Source organism: Algibacter lectus, from assembly GCF_900112395.1.
Lineage (GTDB): Bacteria > Bacteroidota > Bacteroidia > Flavobacteriales > Flavobacteriaceae > Algibacter > Algibacter lectus.
In genome coordinates, this window is record NZ_FOLN01000007.1 from 100,583 (window position 1) to 118,489 (window position 17,907).

The 17,907-nt window shown below is 35.1% G+C and carries 9 protein-coding genes; 8 read left to right on the forward strand and 1 reads right to left on the reverse strand.

What is annotated here, in order from left to right:
• Positions 1–6: 6 nt before the first annotated feature.
• Positions 7–1,383: a 3-keto-disaccharide hydrolase gene (locus tag BM246_RS13330; protein WP_074938558.1), complete on the reverse strand. Its 1,377-nt coding sequence runs from the start codon at positions 1,381–1,383 to the stop codon at positions 7–9.
• 247 nt (positions 1,384–1,630) lie between these two features.
• Between BM246_RS13330 and BM246_RS13335 the strand changes: the two genes are divergently transcribed.
• The 8 genes from BM246_RS13335 to BM246_RS20125 all read left to right on the forward strand — a co-directional run bounded on the left by BM246_RS13335 (position 1,631) and on the right by BM246_RS20125 (position 17,897).
• Positions 1,631–4,696, forward strand: coding sequence for a SusC/RagA family TonB-linked outer membrane protein (locus BM246_RS13335; protein ID WP_052415499.1), 3,066 nt, complete (start codon positions 1,631–1,633; stop codon positions 4,694–4,696).
• A gap of 18 nt (positions 4,697–4,714) precedes the next feature.
• A complete protein-coding gene (locus BM246_RS13340) occupies positions 4,715–6,358 on the forward strand; it encodes a RagB/SusD family nutrient uptake outer membrane protein (RefSeq protein WP_042497973.1) in 1,644 nt (547 codons plus the stop codon).
• Positions 6,359–6,527: 169 nt separating this feature from the next.
• Positions 6,528–8,561, forward strand: a complete 2,034-nt coding sequence (locus BM246_RS13345) for a glycosyl hydrolase 115 family protein (RefSeq protein WP_175489799.1) — start codon at positions 6,528–6,530, stop codon at positions 8,559–8,561.
• A gap of 12 nt (positions 8,562–8,573) precedes the next feature.
• Positions 8,574–10,898: a GH92 family glycosyl hydrolase gene (locus tag BM246_RS13350; RefSeq protein ID WP_074938563.1), complete on the forward strand. Its 2,325-nt coding sequence runs from the start codon at positions 8,574–8,576 to the stop codon at positions 10,896–10,898.
• A gap of 14 nt (positions 10,899–10,912) precedes the next feature.
• Positions 10,913–12,214, forward strand: coding sequence for an alpha-L-fucosidase (locus BM246_RS13355; protein WP_074938565.1), 1,302 nt, complete (start codon positions 10,913–10,915; stop codon positions 12,212–12,214).
• Positions 12,215–12,250: 36 nt separating this feature from the next.
• Positions 12,251–13,669 (forward strand): alpha-L-fucosidase, encoded by a 1,419-nt coding sequence (locus BM246_RS13360; protein WP_083415810.1) that lies wholly within the window; start codon positions 12,251–12,253, stop codon positions 13,667–13,669.
• A 28-nt stretch (positions 13,670–13,697) separates the two neighbouring features.
• Entirely contained in the window at positions 13,698–16,259 is a 2,562-nt protein-coding gene (locus BM246_RS13365; protein ID WP_074938567.1) for a glycoside hydrolase family 3 protein, read from the forward strand.
• A 15-nt stretch (positions 16,260–16,274) separates the two neighbouring features.
• Positions 16,275–17,897, forward strand: coding sequence for a sialate O-acetylesterase (locus tag BM246_RS20125; RefSeq protein ID WP_074938569.1), 1,623 nt, complete (start codon positions 16,275–16,277; stop codon positions 17,895–17,897).
• The last annotated feature ends 10 nt before the right edge of the window (positions 17,898–17,907 follow it).

Genomic DNA, 17,907 nt, shown 5'->3' on the forward strand with positions numbered 1-17,907 from the left:
TAAAATTTAGTTGATAGGACGAATTTTTACATTTTTAAAGGATACTAAATCTCCGTGATCTTGAAGTAATATTTCCCCTTTATCTAACTCGCCAAAATTAGGCCATTTGGCATATTTACTTTCTGACACTAACTTTTTGTAGTCATCGCTTTTTCTTTCGTATTCTAAAACCTTTGTTCCGTTCAACCAATGTTCTACGTGGTTGTTTTTAGAAATAATATATGCTGTATTCCATTCGCCAATTGGGTGAATAGGTTTGTTTACGTTTGCTTGAATTAAATCGTATAAAGAACTTACCGTTCTACTACCATCATGATTACCTAGTTTAGCATCAGGATGTAAAGCATCGTCTAAAATTTGGTATTCTAAACCAATTGAAGAACCTGCTCCTTTATTGATATTAGTATCTACATAATATTTAATACCGCTATTTGCACCAGGTGTTAATTTAAAATCTACTGTTAATTCAAAATCCCCAAATTGTTCTGTGGTTACAATATCGCCACCTGCAGTAGATTCAGCTCCTCCAGATGCTAATACACTTAAAACGCCATCTTCAATTTGCCAACCACTTTTAGGAAATTCTTCAAGTTTGGCACCGCGCCATCCGTTAGTCGTTTTTCCATCCCAAAGTAATTTCCATCCTTTTTTCTTTTCATCTATAGTTAGCTGGTTTTTAGTAATAATAGGTTCTAGAGGAGATTTTTTAGAATACTCACTAAGGTTCTCAGTTAATATTTTAATGTTTTTCCAAACAATTTCTGTGCCTTCTTTTTTATCAGCATGAATTCCATGTACTTGTAAGCAAATAAATCCGCTTGCTGTTTTATCATCTATTAAATAAGATGCAGGAACATCGTTTATCCATGTTTTTAAAGTATCACCAATAGCTTCAATACGGTAGTGATTCCAATCGTTTTGTTTGAAAGCTTTTTGAGCTTCAGGGTTGTTTTCCATAGTGTTTAACCAGCCACGACGAGACTCGTCGTAAATACCAGCACTCCAAGCTCTTTTAGATGGATCGATTTCAACTTGATAACCATGAACACGTCCGTCTCTATAAGTAGGTATGCTATTACTTCTAATTTGAATTCCAGAATTCATTGTAGAATCTACTTTGTAATCCAATTCGAGAATAAAATCTCCATACATTTTATCTGAAGTTAAAAAAGAATTTGGTGTGTTATGTACTGTAGTTCCAACGATAGATTGGTCGCGAACGGTGTATACTGCTGTACCTCCTAATTGATGCCAGCCGTTAAGGGTTTCTCCATCAAATAAAGGTTGCCAAGGTGTGGTGTCTGTTGGCGTTTCTTTACAACTAAATAATACAGATACTATAGCAACAAGAAATACTTTGCTATAAAAAAGGGTCTTTTTCATTTTAATTAAGCTTAGTTATTATTCTACTAAGATACTTTTTTTTCATTAATGTTAAATGGACACTTTATTCAGTCTAATGGACGAATTGATCATATAAAAACATGTTTTGTCTCCCGTATATATTGGGATTGTTAAGTTTTAATTTCTTTTTTATTTGATGATTGTATCCATAATTTGGATTAATAAGTCCATCTATTAACAAATGTTTAACTATAAATTAGCGGTATAACTAATACTAAATAATAATATGGAAAAACTAAAACTCTTATTAGTAACCTTATTGATAGGTTATGCGAGTGCCTCTTGGTCGCAATCTAAAGTGTCAGGCGTAGTAACCGATAGTCAAAATGTGCCTATCCCGGGAGTGAACGTCATTATAAAAGGAACATCGAATGGAGCCGCCACAGATTTCGATGGGAATTTTCAACTTAATGCGAAAAGTGGAGATGTAATTACTTTCTCTTTTATTGGGTTTGTAACAAAAGAACTTACATATAAAGGACAAGGATCATTAAATGTGAAGTTAGAAGAAGATGCCGCTCAACTTGATGAAGTGGTTGTTATTGGATATGGATCTGTAAAACGTACCGATTTAACGGGAGCTGTTGAGTCTTTAGATACTAAAGCGCTTACAGAGCAAAAGAAAACAGATATTGGTCAGGCTATGCAAGGTAGAATTGCGGGTGTGGATGTTAGAACATTAAGTAACAAGCCTGGAGCTCCATTATCTATAGACATTAGAGGTAATACAGTAATTAAAAATACCGACGGTGGTCGTGATGGTATTAGTGATAGTGCCGCAGACGATTTATCTAAACCTTTATATGTAGTAGATGGTATCTTTTTCGATGATATTAATATTTTAAATCCTGCCGATATTCAACAAATGGATGTTTTAAAGGATGCATCTGCAACAGCAATATATGGTGCAAGAGGTGCTAATGGTGTTGTAATTATTACAACTAAAAACGGTATTGAAGGAAAAACAGTATTTACGTATGAGGCTACTTTAGGTGTGCGTTCTGCAACTAATGTGCCTGATATGTATAATGGTGATGAGTATGTAGATTTTGTTGATAAAGCATTAAGAAGTACTGCTTGGAAAGGTCTTTTTCAAAACGGAAATGTTCCAACAGTAGAAGATTATAATAATGTTGCTGTAGATTTAAGTAGAGAATTAAGAACTACTAATGAAGAAGCAAGTAACGCTGCAAATGGTAGATATACAGATTGGGCTGGAGATTACCGTCATGCGGGAATACAAACAAGCCATAATTTAGGTATGTCTGGTGGTGAAAATGGTTTAACTTATAGTGGTTCTATAGGGTATTTAAGTGATGAAGGTGTTGTAGGTATAGAAGGTTACGATCGTTACAACTTAAGTGCGTCTATAACAAAAAAAGTATCCGATCAATTTACAGCAGGTGTAAAAGCATATTTAGCTTTATCTGAAAGAGAAGAAGGAAGTAGAGAATTATTTAGAAGTACATTGCGTTTAGCGCCAACAGTTAATTCTTTCGATCCTGATGGAAATGTAATTTTGTTTCCAGACGATCAAGATGGACGTTTTACCAACCCTTACTACGATGCGCAAGGTGCTTGGAAAACGAATACAAAGTCTTTGGATGTAATTGCTAATGTATTTTTAAATTACGCACCAACAGAATGGTTAAGTTTTAAAACACAATTTGCTCCAAATATTAAGAATACTAGATTTGGTGAGTATAGAGGTTTGTATACTAAAGCAGCAAGAAATGAGCCAGCTAGAATACAATCTCATTACGATTCTTCATTTAAAACATCTTATACATGGGATAACATTATAAATTTTGATTTCGATATAACAGAAACTCAAAACTTAAAAGCAACATTAATTTCTTCTGTATACTACAATCAATTAGAGTGGAGTAATATTGAAACACGAGATTTTGATACAGATTCTTATTCATTTTACAACACTGCTGCAGGGTTAGATGTTAGAGATTATGATACTAATTATAGAAAAGAAACTTTATCATCATTTGCAGGTCGTTTAAATTATAGTATTGCCGATAAGTATTTATTTACTTTCACAGGTCGTTATGATGGGTCTTCAAAATTAGCAGTTAATAATAAATGGGCATTTTTTCCGTCGGCAGCATTTGCATGGAAAGCGAGTGATGAAGATTTTTTACAAGACGTAGATTGGTTAAGCAATTTAAAAATGCGTTTAAGTTATGGTGAATCTGGTAATGATAGTCCAGTTAGTTCTTATAGCTCATTAGCCTTTTTATCTGGTTCAGATTACGTATTTGGAGATACACATACCAACGGTGTTGGTGTAGCAGGTTTGCCTAATTATGAATTAACTTGGGAACGCTCTAAAGAGGTTAATATAGGTTTAAACTTAGGTGTTTTACAAAACAGAATAACTTTAGGCTTAGAATTATATAGAAAGAAAACTGTAGATGCTATTTTAGATAAAACATTATCAAATATTACAGGCTATTCTACTGCAACGGGTAACTATGGTTCTGTAGAAAATAAAGGTATTGAGATTACTTTAAATACTGTTAATGTTAAAACAGACGATTTTAAATGGTCTACAAGTATCAATTTTGCGAAAAATAAAAATCAAATTCTTGAGCTAGATGGCGATTTAGATAAGGAAACTTACGGAACACATGGTGTGTTAGAAGTAGGGCAGCCTGTAGATGCTATTTATAGCTACCAAGTAGATGGTATTTGGCAATTAGACGAAGCAGCTGAAGCGGCTGTTTATGGTGCTTTCCCTGGTCAATATAAATATAGAGATGTTGATAATAGTGGAACTATTGGAGCTGAAGATAAAATGGTTTTAGGTCAAGTATCTCCAGACTGGATTGGAGGTATGACGAACACCTTTACTTATAAAAACTTAGACTTCTCTGTACAAGTTTATACAAGACAAGGATCTTTCGGTCACTCTGAGTTTTATTCTCACTTTGCACCATATAATGGTGATGATGCTACATTTAACAAAATAAAATTAGATTATTGGACACCTAATAATACAGATGCTAAGTATCCTGCGCCAGAATACGGTCACCCAGGAGAGTGGTATTACGAAGATTTAAGTTTTGTTAAAATCGGTAATATCGGTTTAGGATATCAGTTTAATGATGATGTTTTAGAAAAATTAAGAATGTCTAGTTTAAGATTAACTTTAGATATACAAAACCCATTTGTATTCACAGATTATAAAGGTCCAGATCCTGAAACAGGATTACAGAATTCTTATAATTCAGGTTATTTAACAAAAACGATATTATTCGGACTTAAGTTATCTTACTAATTTAAAATTTTATTAAAGATGAAAACAATAAACAATATAAAATACTTTGCACTTATATTAGGTGGATCGCTTTTGCTTAGTGGTTGTAACGACTATATAGAAGAAGATATATACACACAAATAACAAGTGAGAACTTTATTGATGAGAGTACTGCAGATCAATTTATAGTAGGGCTTTATACGTCTACAAGATCAGTGTATCAAAATTACGGTTATAAATTTGAGGGAACGGATATTTTTACAACTCAAGGAGAAATTTTTTCAACCTCAAGCACTAATGATTATGTTGGGTTAAATGCACCGCAAACAAATGGAGTATGGAGTGCAAACTACGATGTAATTTCTAAAGCTAATACAGCTATTAATAGATATGAAACTCAAGTAAATTGGAGTGATGCTAAATTAGGCGAAAAAGCTTATGGTATAGCGCAAGCAAGAGCCTTAAGAGCATTAGCCTTTTTTAACCTGGCACAGCAGTATGGTGGAGTGGTTCTAGATTTAGATGAGCCACAAAGTATCCGTAACAATTATACAAGATCTACAGAGCAAGAAACTTATACCTTAATTATAGAGGAGCTAGAAGCTGCAATTCCGGATTTGTTAGATAACCCAGAGACCGGACGTTTTTCTAAAAGAGCCGCACAACATGTTTTATCAGAAGTATATTTAACGCGTGCATACTTAGATTTTGGTGAAAGTACAGATTTTCAAACAGCGGCTGATTTAGCTGTTGCAGCTATTGGTTCTTACGATATTAGAAGCCAGTCTTTTGAAGAAGTTTTTGCTTATGATAATCAAGTAAATGATGAAATTCTTTTCGCAGGACAATGGAGTGATACAGGGATTTCAGAAGATAGTAATAATAATAAGCATTCCCTTTTTATGTATCAAGTGTTTGATTTACCAGGAGTAAGTCGTGCAAATCCATACGGTACAAAAGGAAACAGTTTAATGCCAACGCCATATTTTTATTCTTTATTTGATGATAATGATAGTAGAGAAAATGTAACAATCCATAGAACTATTATGGCCGATGAAGCAAGTGGACTTGCAGATGACATTATTAATCCTGGTGATACTTTAGTTTATTTTCCAAAAAACACGCTAGATATAGACGAGCTTAAAGATCGTTTAGACCGTTACTGGGTATATCAACCAGATCAATATTTATTTGGAGTTCCTGCCGATATTGATGGTGTAAACTATAAGTATTCTTTAAATCCTTCATTTATCAATTTTCCAATCATGAAAAAGTTTGATGATGAAATTTTTGCAGCAGAAACTAGTGGAGCAAGGGATACATTCATTTTTAGAATAGCAGAAACACATCTTATAGCAGCCGAAGCCTTTTTAGGTGCCGGAAACACAACCCAAGCTTTATTTCATTTAAATAGAGTAAGAGAGCGTGCTACAGGTGTTGCAGATCATTACACAACAGTAGATTTAGATAATATTTTAGTAGAGCGCGCTTTAGAATTAATTGGTGAGTCTAACCGATGGGCAGTACTAAAACGTATGGGTAAATTAGAAGAGAAACTTGCTAATAATCCTCATTATGCTGATCATGGCGCATTCGACGCTTCAAAACATTTATTACGTCCAATTCCTATTAAAGAAATTGAGATTTCTCCAGAAACAATGACTCAAAACCCGAATTATTAATAGCAAATTAAAAGATTTAGTTGTTTTAAGTTAGTTTATATAGGCAGGCGAGAATATGTCTGCCTATATTTTTAATAATTGTAAGTTATTCCTTAATTAGTAAACAGAAACAAATAGGTTTGTTTACTCTACATTATAGATGCAATCACTTTTTAATCCCATTTTAAACATGAAAAAAAAATACATTTTAAGTATTCTATTAATAGTTGTTTTATGCTTTTCATGTACAAAAACAGTAGATGAATCTTTCTATTTAGTGGTTGGCGATAACTTATCAAAAGTAGAATTAAACACTATAGATGATTTAAAAACAGATTTGCAAAAAGTAATTACTTCCGAAGTTAAAGTCGTTTCAGAAAAAGAAGCTTTTCCAGAACATGGTACAGTTTTTATTCTAGGAACACCAACTTCAAATGCGTTAATCCAAGAGTTAGCCATTCAAAAAAATATTAATTTGTCCACTGAAATACCCGGAAGTCGAGGTGGGATTTGGGCAAAAGTAAATCACAAAAATCATAAAAACGCGATTGTTATCGGAGGTTCAGACTTGCAAGGCTTGCAGTATGCCATTTACGATTATTCAAAAGACCTTTTAGGTATAGATCCCTTAGAATATTGGACAGGTAAAACAGCGAGTAAAATAGATAACGAAGCCGTTTTTAACTTCACAGCAAAAACTATAGCACCACCAAAAGTCCCCGTTTTAGCTTATTTTGAAAACGATGTGGACGAGCTGGCAAATTACCGAGGTAAATTACTAGAATACGATTGGGAAACTTACACCGAAATGATTGATGCTTTGGTGCGTATGCGCTACAACGCCATCCAGTTATTCGATATGTTAGGGCGACCAGAATTCTTTATTCGACCAGAATATAAAAAGCTAAAACCAGACTACCAAATAGACATTGATTACATCGAAAAAATGATTGATTACGCGCAATTAAAAGGTATGAAGGTCGCGGTCGATTTTGCATTGGGATATCAAATTCACCCTATGTCTGCCGATAAAGCCGATTGTTGGAAAACATATAAAGAAGATTGGCTAGATGCTTGGCGTTATTATTTTGAAAAAACACCATTGGCAAAAACCGATATTTTTATTCTGCGCCCGCGTCATCAAGTTTGGGACTGGAAATACGAAAGTACTTGTGGCGAAAGTAAAATTGACGTTTTTAATGAAGTCTATGCGGCCTTTGGGAAATTAGTAGATGAGTATAAACCTAATGCATCAAAAGTATTGGTGTGCTATTCTGATGGGATGGAAATGTGGAACGAAGGGTTTAGACCGCCAACAGATTGGACGGTGCTTTGGTCCGACCATGGGTTTGGCGATTTTGAACATCTACCAAATACCACCGATAATTATGAGTTCGGAACCTATATGCATGCTGGGTATTGGTTAAATCATACCGTTCATAATCCGTATCCAAACAAGGTAGAAACCATAATGAAAGAGATGTTTGAAACCTATAATGCCGATAAATTTTGTTTAGTAAACGGACAAAACTTCAGACCCTTTTTATTAAATCTAGAGGCCTATAGTGCCGTTTGTAATAATCCGGATACTTTTAACGCCGATACTTTTTACAAGGACTGGACTTCTCGATATTTTTCAGAAGCAGCAGCCCATCACGCTATAGCTTCCATGAAATATTTACATGAAGCGCAAGAAGGACGTAAAGGTTACGTAGAGCATTTGTGGGAAATTCGTGAGGCGGTTTCATATTTATCAAACGCACCAATTAGAAGGCCAGGGAAAACGCCAATTCCTTTCGATTATAACCGGGTTATAGGCGATTATGAAACTACAGAGCATGTTGCTAAAAACGTACAGAAAGCTTTAACGGAAGCAGAGCAAGGTTATCAAATAGAAGCGACCGATTTTTATCACGCTTACGTGTTGTTACCTGCGCAATTATATAATGATTTAATTGCTTTTGAAACTACGCTTCATAGTATGACAAAACTTAAAAACCAATTCGAGAAATCTAAAAATGTAACGTTTTTAAATGAAGCTAAAGCATTGCTTCCTTCGGCTAAAGCGCAATTAGATGTTATTTACAAGCACAGAGCATCTGGTGATTTAGATGATAAATGGAAAGATTGGTACGCTATAAAAAACAGAAGACAAAACAATGGTTTTCCTACTAACGATATGTTATCGGCTATTAAAGAAAACTTAAATAAAATTACGCCTTAAAAACCTAGAATAATGAAGTTATATCCCCTCCTTAAGAACAGATTTTACATTTTAAGTGTTGTATGTATTGCCATGTTTTCTTGTAAACAAAATGCAAATCAGGATTTAAAAATAAATACGGAATCTGTTATAGATTATACAGCAAAAGTATATCCGTTATTAGATACCGAAAATTCACGTTGGTTTTTCTTCTCGTCGGCTAATCGCCCATTTGGGATGGTTAATTTAAGTCCCGATACACAAATTGGAGGCGCTTGGGGTAGTGGTTATCGTTTTAAAACAGATACTATTAAAGGGTTTAGCCATATACATGCTTGGCAAATGTCTGGTGTTTCTGTTATGCCAGTTACTGTTTCCGAAGAAAATAAAAGTAATATTTTTAAAGATTTTTATTCAAAATTCAGTCATAATAAAGAAAAAATAACACCTGGTTTCCATAGTTTAGAGTTGGAGCGTTACCAAATAGAAACTAAACTTACAAGTACAAAACGCGTGGGTTTACATCAATTTACGTTTCCTGAAAATCAAAATACAGCCGTTCTTTTTAATTTGAATACCATTTTGGGACCTTGTGAAAATTCGAATGGGGTTTTAGAACAAAATAATAAAAATGAACTTTCGGGGCATTTAGTTATGGAGCCAACTCATCGACGTCCAAAGCCAGTAACTGTTTATTTTAAAGTGAAACTAAATACAGAAATTGAAGCTTTAGAACGAGATGAAGAAACGGGTAATTACATCGTGAATTTAAAAGAGGATAAAAGTGATGTTTTAATGAAGGTGGGTATATCGTACACTTCCGTGGAAAATGCAAACATTAATATAAATGAAGAGTTGCCAAATTGGGATTTCAATCAAATAGTAGAGGCTTCTAAAGAGGAATGGAATGCGTTACTTGGTCGAATTGATGTAAAAGGAAATACAGAGCAAGCACAAAGGCGTTTTTATACCGATTTATGGCACGCCTTACAAGGCCGTAGAATTATAAATGATGCTAATGGTGCATATCCTGATAATACGGGAGCGACATTTAGAATGGGGCAATTACCGTTAGACGAAAATGGTAAACCTCAATTTAATCACTTTAATTCCGATTCATTTTGGGGTGCGCAATGGACAATAAATACACTTTGGGGAATTGCTTATCCTGAAATCATGGCCGATTTTGCACATTCATTAATGCAATATTATAAAGATGGTGGTTTAGTACCACGTGGGCCTTCTGGAGGAAATTATACTTACGTGATGACGGGAGCATCTTCTACGCCATTTATGGTGAGTGCTATTCAAAAAGGAATAATTACGGAAGATTTAGAAGGCATTTATCAGGCTTTAAAAAAGAACCACATGCTTAATGGAATTATGGGAAAAGCTGGTTACGAGCATGACACTAACCTAGGAGGCGGTTTAAAATATTATATAGAAAACGGTTATGTGCCTTACCCAATTCCAGATGGTAATTTTGGCGGTCATCAAGATGGAGCAAGCATGACCATGGAGTATGCGTATCAAGATTGGACTTTAGCGCAGTTAGCTAAACAGCTAAACCACAATGACGATTATAATTATTTTATAAAACGATCTAACAATTATAAAAATGTGTTTGATGCTGAATCAACTTGGATGCGTCCTAAAAACTTAGCAGGTGTATGGAAAGAAGATTTCGATCCTTACCAAGCCGAAAATGGTTTTATAGAATCTAATGGCGCGCAATCGACATGGTTTGTACCTCACGATTTAGAAGGTTTAGCAACATTGATGGGCGGTAATGATAGAGCAGTTGAGAAACTTAACCAACAATTTAAAACAGCCCAAGAAATTGGATTTACAGCAGGAAATTCGCATTCACAAGAATTACACCCAGAGTATAGTAGAATTCCTGTAAACTATGGTAATCAACCATCGATGCAAACGGCTTTTGTATTTAATAAATTGGGTCGAAATGACTTAACCCAATATTGGTCTCGTGCCGTTGTTGATAAAGCGTTTAGCGGATTGGATCCTACCACGGGTTATAATGGAGATGAAGATCAAGGGTTAATGGGAAGTCTTGCTGTGCTTATGAAAATTGGATTGTTTCAAATGAATGGTGGAACAGAAACCAATCCGGAATATCAAATAGGAAGCCCTATATTCGATGAGGTTACTATCAAGTTAAATCCAGATTATTATTCAAATAAAACATTCAGCATAAAAGCGCATAATAATAGTGATGCCAATGTTTATGTTAGTAAAGTGAGTTTGAATAATAAGCCTATTGAAAATTATAGTATTTCTCATCAAGACCTATTAAATGGAGGTGAATTAATCTTAGAAATGTCTAACGTCTTTAAATAATAATATTTATAATTATGAAGTTCAAATTTTCGATACTACTCATATTACTAATAACGTTTTCAGCCTTTTCGCAACTTAAAAATAAGCCCGAACTTAATGAAGATTTCATGGATATGGGCTTCGGTATATTTGTGCATTGGAGTATGGATTCGCAATTGGGGAGTGTTATTAGTCATTCGTTGGTTGGAGCTTCAGATGATTATGTAAATAAATATTTTAACGAACTTCCTAAAACATTTTATCCCAATAAATTTGATGCCGAAGAGTGGGCACGTCTGTTTAAAGTAGCAGGAGCCGAGTATGTTGTTTTTACAGCAAAACACCACAATGGTTTTTGCATGTGGGATACTAAAACTACCGATTTCAACATTATGAATACGCCTTACGGAAAGGATATTGTTGGGGAATTGGTAAAAGCCTTGCGTAAATTCGATTTAAAAGTAGGGATTTATTTTTCTCCAGAAGATTTTAGTTTTATTCATAAGCAGGGGCATTTAATTTCTCGAAAAGGCCCAATGACACAAGTAACGGCCAATAAAGAGCTTTTTGAATACGATAAAACTCAAGTTAAAGAGATTATTGATAATTACGGCCCTATAGATGTGATGTTTTTCGATGCTTTTCAGGCAAAGCCTATGGCGCAATATGTTCATGAAATTGCACCAGATATTGTAGTTACTCGTGGTGAGATGAATACACCAGAACAAAAAATCCCAGGCGGCGCCATGCCAGGACCATGGGAAACTTGCATGACGATGGGTACCCAATGGCAATACAAACCTACAAATGAAGATTATAAAGAGGGCTCTGAATTAATAGAAAAACTGATTGAAATCCGTGCAAAAGGCGGTAACTTTCTAATGAATATTGGTCCGAAACCTAACGGAGAAATTCCGATAGAACAAGAGGAGCGTTTGAGAGAAATTGCGTTATGGATGTATGTTAACGAAGAAGGCGTTAAAAATGTGAGAACCGTGCCAACCATTGTTAAAGATGGCGATATGTGGTTTACAAAAGGTAAAGAGGATAACACGGCTTATGTTTTTATTACCGGACAAGAAAATTGGTTTAAAGGCTTTAGACGAAACTTTTTATTGAAAAATATGCGATCCACTAAAAATACCAAAATTTCGGTACTCGGGCAAAACGATTTAGTGGTGGAGTATTGGCCAGAAAACACACCAACATCTCGATTTATTCAGCATGAAGATTTACTCGAAATATCTATAAGTAGAGCACAAAGACTTTACAACGATAAAATTTGGCAAAACCCAATAGTGGTGAAGTTGACCAACATAGAATTTATTACCAATTAAGGATTTATTATTAGAAAATATTCAAATTAGTATAAAATGAAACAGATCACATTCCGAAGAAATTTTTATTACAGTTTAGGTTTTTTACTTGTTTTTATCACGAATACCTTCGCGCAGTCATCCGATAAAATGGAGTGGTGGAAAGATGCCAAATTTGGTATGTTTATGCATTGGGGGTTATATTCTCAAACGGCAGGGTATTGGAAAGGGCACAAAGCAAAAGGTAATGAGCATTTCATGATTCATGAAAAAATATCTTTAAAAGAATATGCGACCATAGCCGACGATTTTAATCCGGTTAATTACGATGCCGAAAAATGGGTGCTTACTGCAAAAGCGGCAGGTATGAAATACATTATCATTACCTCCAAACATCATGATGGTTTTGCGATGTTCGATTCACCATCTAATGATTATAATATCAAGGAGAGAACACCTTACGCAAAAGATCCTATGACGGAACTCGTTGCGGCTTGCCATAAACACGACATGAAATTCGGGTTTTATTATTCATTAGGGCGCGATTGGGAAGATCCCGATGTGGCTACCGATTGGCCTTTTAAAGGTGGTAGAAGTAATTTAGTAGATTATCCAGATGAAGATATAAAAGTATACAGTCGCTATTTTGAAAGAAAAGTAAAACCACAAATAAAAGAGTTGCTTACCCAGTATGGTAAAATTGATGTGATGTGGTTTGATACACCAGAATTAATTAGCCCAGAAGAAAGTAAAGAATTAAGAGAATTGATTCTCGAACTTCAGCCAAAATGTATTATAAACAGCCGTATTAAACATGGTTTTGGTGATTATAAAGTGACAGAGCAAGAAATAGTTGAAGGTTTAGAGGTGGAACCTTGGGAAGCTTGTATTACCATGGGGAAAAACTGGGGATATATTGAATATGATACTATTTATAAATCTTCAGAATTAATGACGCGTCAGTTATTAGAAATAGTAAGTAAAGGCGGAAATTTATTACTGAATAACGGACCAACGGCTAAGGGTGAAATTACAGATTTAGCTCAAGAACGATTGGCCGAAATGGGAGGGTGGATTAAGCAAAATTCAGAAGGAATCTACGGTTCTAAACCCTGGGAAGTGCAAGGAGAACGTCTTGTGGATACACCAAAAGAGAACGGAAAGGTTAAGTTTTCCGAAGAAAAAAACACCATGAAAGATAACGAACACGATGGCACATCGAAAGTTATTTTTCCAGAGGTTAGGTTTACTTCAAAAGACGGAGCTGTTTATGCTTACGTGTGCAGTGTTACCGATAAGTACGTTGTTATAAAAGCATTGGCTTTGGAGAATGGCGATAAGATAAAATCGATAACACGATTAAATACGACCGATAAAGTAAAATGGAAGCAAACGAAGACGGGTTTAACCATTAAAATGCCGGTTTATACTGCTACAGAAATTCCTATTACAGGATTTAAAATTGAGTTAAAATAATAATCATCCATATAATTTCATTTTTCAAATGGCATTAAAAAGAGTTATCATATTTGCTTTGTCAGTCATGCCTGTTTTAGGTTTTTCGCAAACTAAATATACGTTTCAAAATCAAGATTTACCTATTGAAACGCGTGTTCAAGATTTATTGGAACGATTAACTGTTGAAGAAAAAGTATCGATGCTTGTGTCAACTGCAGAAGCGATTCCACGTTTAGATGTTGAAAAATATTATCATGGTAACGAAGCTTTACATGGTGTTGTAAAGGGTGGTCGATTTACCGTGTTTCCGCAAGCTGTAGCTTTAGCAGCGACTTGGAATTCCGATTTAATTTACAACGTGTCTTCGGCTATTTCAGATGAAGCCCGAGCAAAATGGAACTTTTACAATCAAGGTAAAGATCAAAAAAATGTGTACAGCGATTTACTTACCTTTTGGTCGCCTACTATTAATATGGCACGAGATCCACGTTGGGGAAGAACGCCAGAAACTTATGGTGAAGATCCTTATTTAACTAGTAAAATAGGGGGTGCTTTCGTGAAAGGATTACAAGGAAACGACGAAAACTATTTAAAAGTAGTGTCTACTCCCAAACATTTTGTAGCCAATAATCAAGAAGATAATCGGTTTGCTTACAATGCTAATATTTCTGAAAGAGCACTGCGGGAGTATTATTTCCCAGCTTATAAAGCAACCGTTCAAGAAGGAAACGCACAGTCTATAATGAGTGCTTACAACGCTATTAATGGCGTGCCAAGTACCGCAAATAGTTGGTTGTTAAATACGGTTTTAAGAGATGAATGGGGTTTTAAAGGCTACGTAGTAAGCGATTGTGGAGCGCCAACCTATATAGTAAAATCGCACAAATATGTAGATACTAAAGAGCTCGGAGCAAAAGCAGCATTAGAAGCGGGTTTAGACCTCGAGTGTGGGAATGATATTTATGCAAAATATTTACTTTCGGCTTATAAAAAAGGTTTAGTTTCCGAAGAACATATAGATAAAGCAACGGCTAGAGTATTAACAGCGCGTTTTAAATTAGGGATTTTCGATAGCACAGAAAACAATCCGTATACCAAAATTTCACCAGATGTTATTGGGTCAAAAAAACATCAAGATTTAGCTTTAGAGGCGTCAAGAGAATCTATGGTACTTCTTAAAAATGAGAATAACATTTTGCCTTTAGATGTAAATGCCATAAAAAAAATTGCGGTAGTTGGTTTTAATGCCAATCAGGTTGTTTTTGGTGATTACAGTGGTTTACCGGTTATTAAACCGATATCTCCTTTGGAAGGGATAATGGAAAAGGTTGGTAATAAAGCTGAAGTTACGTATGTGAAATGGAAAACCGCTGCTAGAAATTTAAACCTTATTGAAGCCGAAAATTTACGCAATGATCATAATGATGAAACGGGTTTGTTTGGAGAATATTATGATGATAAGTTTCTAGAAGGCACCCCGAAAACTCGTGTAGATAAGGTGGTGAATTTCGATCCTGTAAACAATCCGCCAGATCCGTATACCAATTATAGACATAAATCAATAAGATGGACGGGCTACATAACGCCTAACTTTTCGGGAACTTATAAAATAGGTGTTAATTCGGATGATGGTGTTCGATTGTGGTTAAACAATAAACTTGTTGTAGATGAATGGCATAATCGTGGAATGACTACCGATCAAGTTGAAATCCCTATGGAAGCTGGTGAAAAATACGTTATTAAATTAGAGTATTTTGACAATGGTGGCGATGCTATTTGTCAGTTATTATGGGAAGTTCCAACCTTAACCGATGATTTATATGCGGAAGATAAAGCCGTTGCCCGAGCAAGTGATTATGTGATTGCCGTTATGGGAATTAATAAGTCAATAGAAAAGGAAGGTCGAGATAGAACAGATTTAAAATTACCCGAAGATCAGGTTAATTACTTAAAAGAGATTTATGCCGAAAACAAGAATATTATAGTTGTTTTAGTTGCAGGAAGTTCTTTGGCTATTAATTGGATGGATAATAATATTCCTGCTATTGTAGATGCATGGTATCCGGGGGAATCAGGCGGAAAAGCCATTGCCGATGTGCTTTTTGGCGATTATAATCCTGCCGGAAGATTGCCGTTTACTTTTTATAAATCAATCACAGATTTGCCTCCAATGGACGATTACGAGGTTTCTAACGGTAGAACTTATATGTATTTTGAAGGTGAAGCGCTTTATCCGTTTGGTTATGGTTTAAGTTATTCTGAATTTGAATACAAGGGTATGAAAATAAAACAGAAGGGTGACATGCTAACAATCACTACGACTATTGAAAATATTGGAAATTATGATGGTGATGAGGTGGCTCAACTATATTTTAAAGCACCTAACGCTTCAATTAAAAGACCTTTGAAGAAATTAGTCGGTTTTAAAAGAGAATTTTTACCTAAAGGAAAATCAACTCAGATAGAATTTGAAGTTTCGAAAAAAGAATTGCAATTTTGGGATGTAAAAACGAAACAGTGGGCTTTTGCAAGTGGCGAATATCAGTTTATGATTGGTGGATCGTCTCAAGACATTAAGCAGCAAAAAAGTTTTCGTTTAAAACCATAAAAACCCTTTTGCATTATGAAGTTTGCTTTATTAGCTATTAGTCTTTTTTTTACTTGTTTGCTTTCAGCTCAAACGGAAGACATTATTAGGTTGTGGCCTGATAAAGTACCCAATGAATCGAGGCCAAAACAATTACCAAGACAAACGGACAATACGAGTAATAATGTTATAAGGTTAACGGATGTTACCAACCCAACGCTTACAGTATTTAAACCAAAACATTCCAATGGATCTCAGGCAGGTATTATTGTTTGCCCAGGTGGTGGTTACGGTATTTTGGCTATCGATAAAGAAGGTTACGAGATAGCCGAATGGTTAAACAACTTAGGTTACACGGCGTTTGTGTTACAATATCGAGTTCCTAAAAACCAAAAAGGAGCTTCTCAAGATATTCAGCGGTCTATAAAAGTGGTGAGAAGTAAAGCTTCGGAGTTTGATTTAGATACCAAGAAAATTGGTTTAATAGGTTTTTCAGCAGGAGGTCACTTGTCTGCTTTAGCTTCAACTAATGCTACCACTAGTTTTTACGAGCCTCAAGACGATATAGATACGTTGTCTAGCAAGTCGAATTTCACCATGCTTATTTATCCAGCGTATTTAGATAAAGGTGAAAATAAAACCATAAATCCCGATTTTGCTTTAGATAAAAATACACCACCGTTTTTTATCTTCGGAACAGCAGATGATCAATATGGAAATAGTGGATTGGTTATGGGGCAAGCTTTACGCGATAACAAAACGCCGGTAGAGTTACATGTTTATCCAGAAGGAGGACATGGTTATGGATTACGTAAAGGAAATGTGGCTGCCGAAATCTGGCCAAAATTAGCCGAAAAATGGTTAAAGAAAATGGCTAAGCCTGCGGAAAAAGCAAAGCAAGACAGAACCTATAATTTTCCGAAAGCTGAGGTTAAACTAAAAGCGCTTCCTAAAAAGAAAGATGTTTGGGTTTTTATAATGGCGGGACAATCTAATATGGCTGGTCGTGGTTATGTAGAACCGCAAGATACTATAGCATCGAGCCGCGTGCTGACTATAAATAAAAATAATGACATTGTTTTGGCTAAAGAGCCACTTCATTTTTACGAGCCTAAAATGGGAGGTTTAGATAGCGGTTTGTCTTTTGCTAAAAACCTTTTAGAAGAAATTCCAGAAAACACATCTGTATTATTAATACCAACTGCTGTTGGTGGAAGCTCGATAAGTCAATGGCTTGGAGATGTTAGTCATCGTGATGTAAAATTATTATCAAATTTTAAAGAAAAAGTTGCTCTAGCAAAAAAGTATGGTAAGGTAAAAGGGATCTTGTGGCATCAAGGGGAGAGTGATGCCAATCCAAAAAAAATCCCTCAACATGATGAAAACTTAACAGCACTTTTTAAAACCTTTAGAAAATCTGTTGGGAATAAAAAGTTGCCCATTTTGGTTGGTGAACTTGGTCGCTACTCCAAAAAAGTGGCATTATGGTCGCAAATGAATTCTATTATAAACGAGCACGCTAAAGGAGATCAATACATGTCGGTTATTAAAACCGATGATTTGGTCGATAAAGGCGATGCGGTACATTTCAATTCAGAAAGTCAGAGATTATTAGGCAAACGCTACGCGGAAGCTTTTCTAAAAACAATCAAAAAATAAGAAGTTTTAA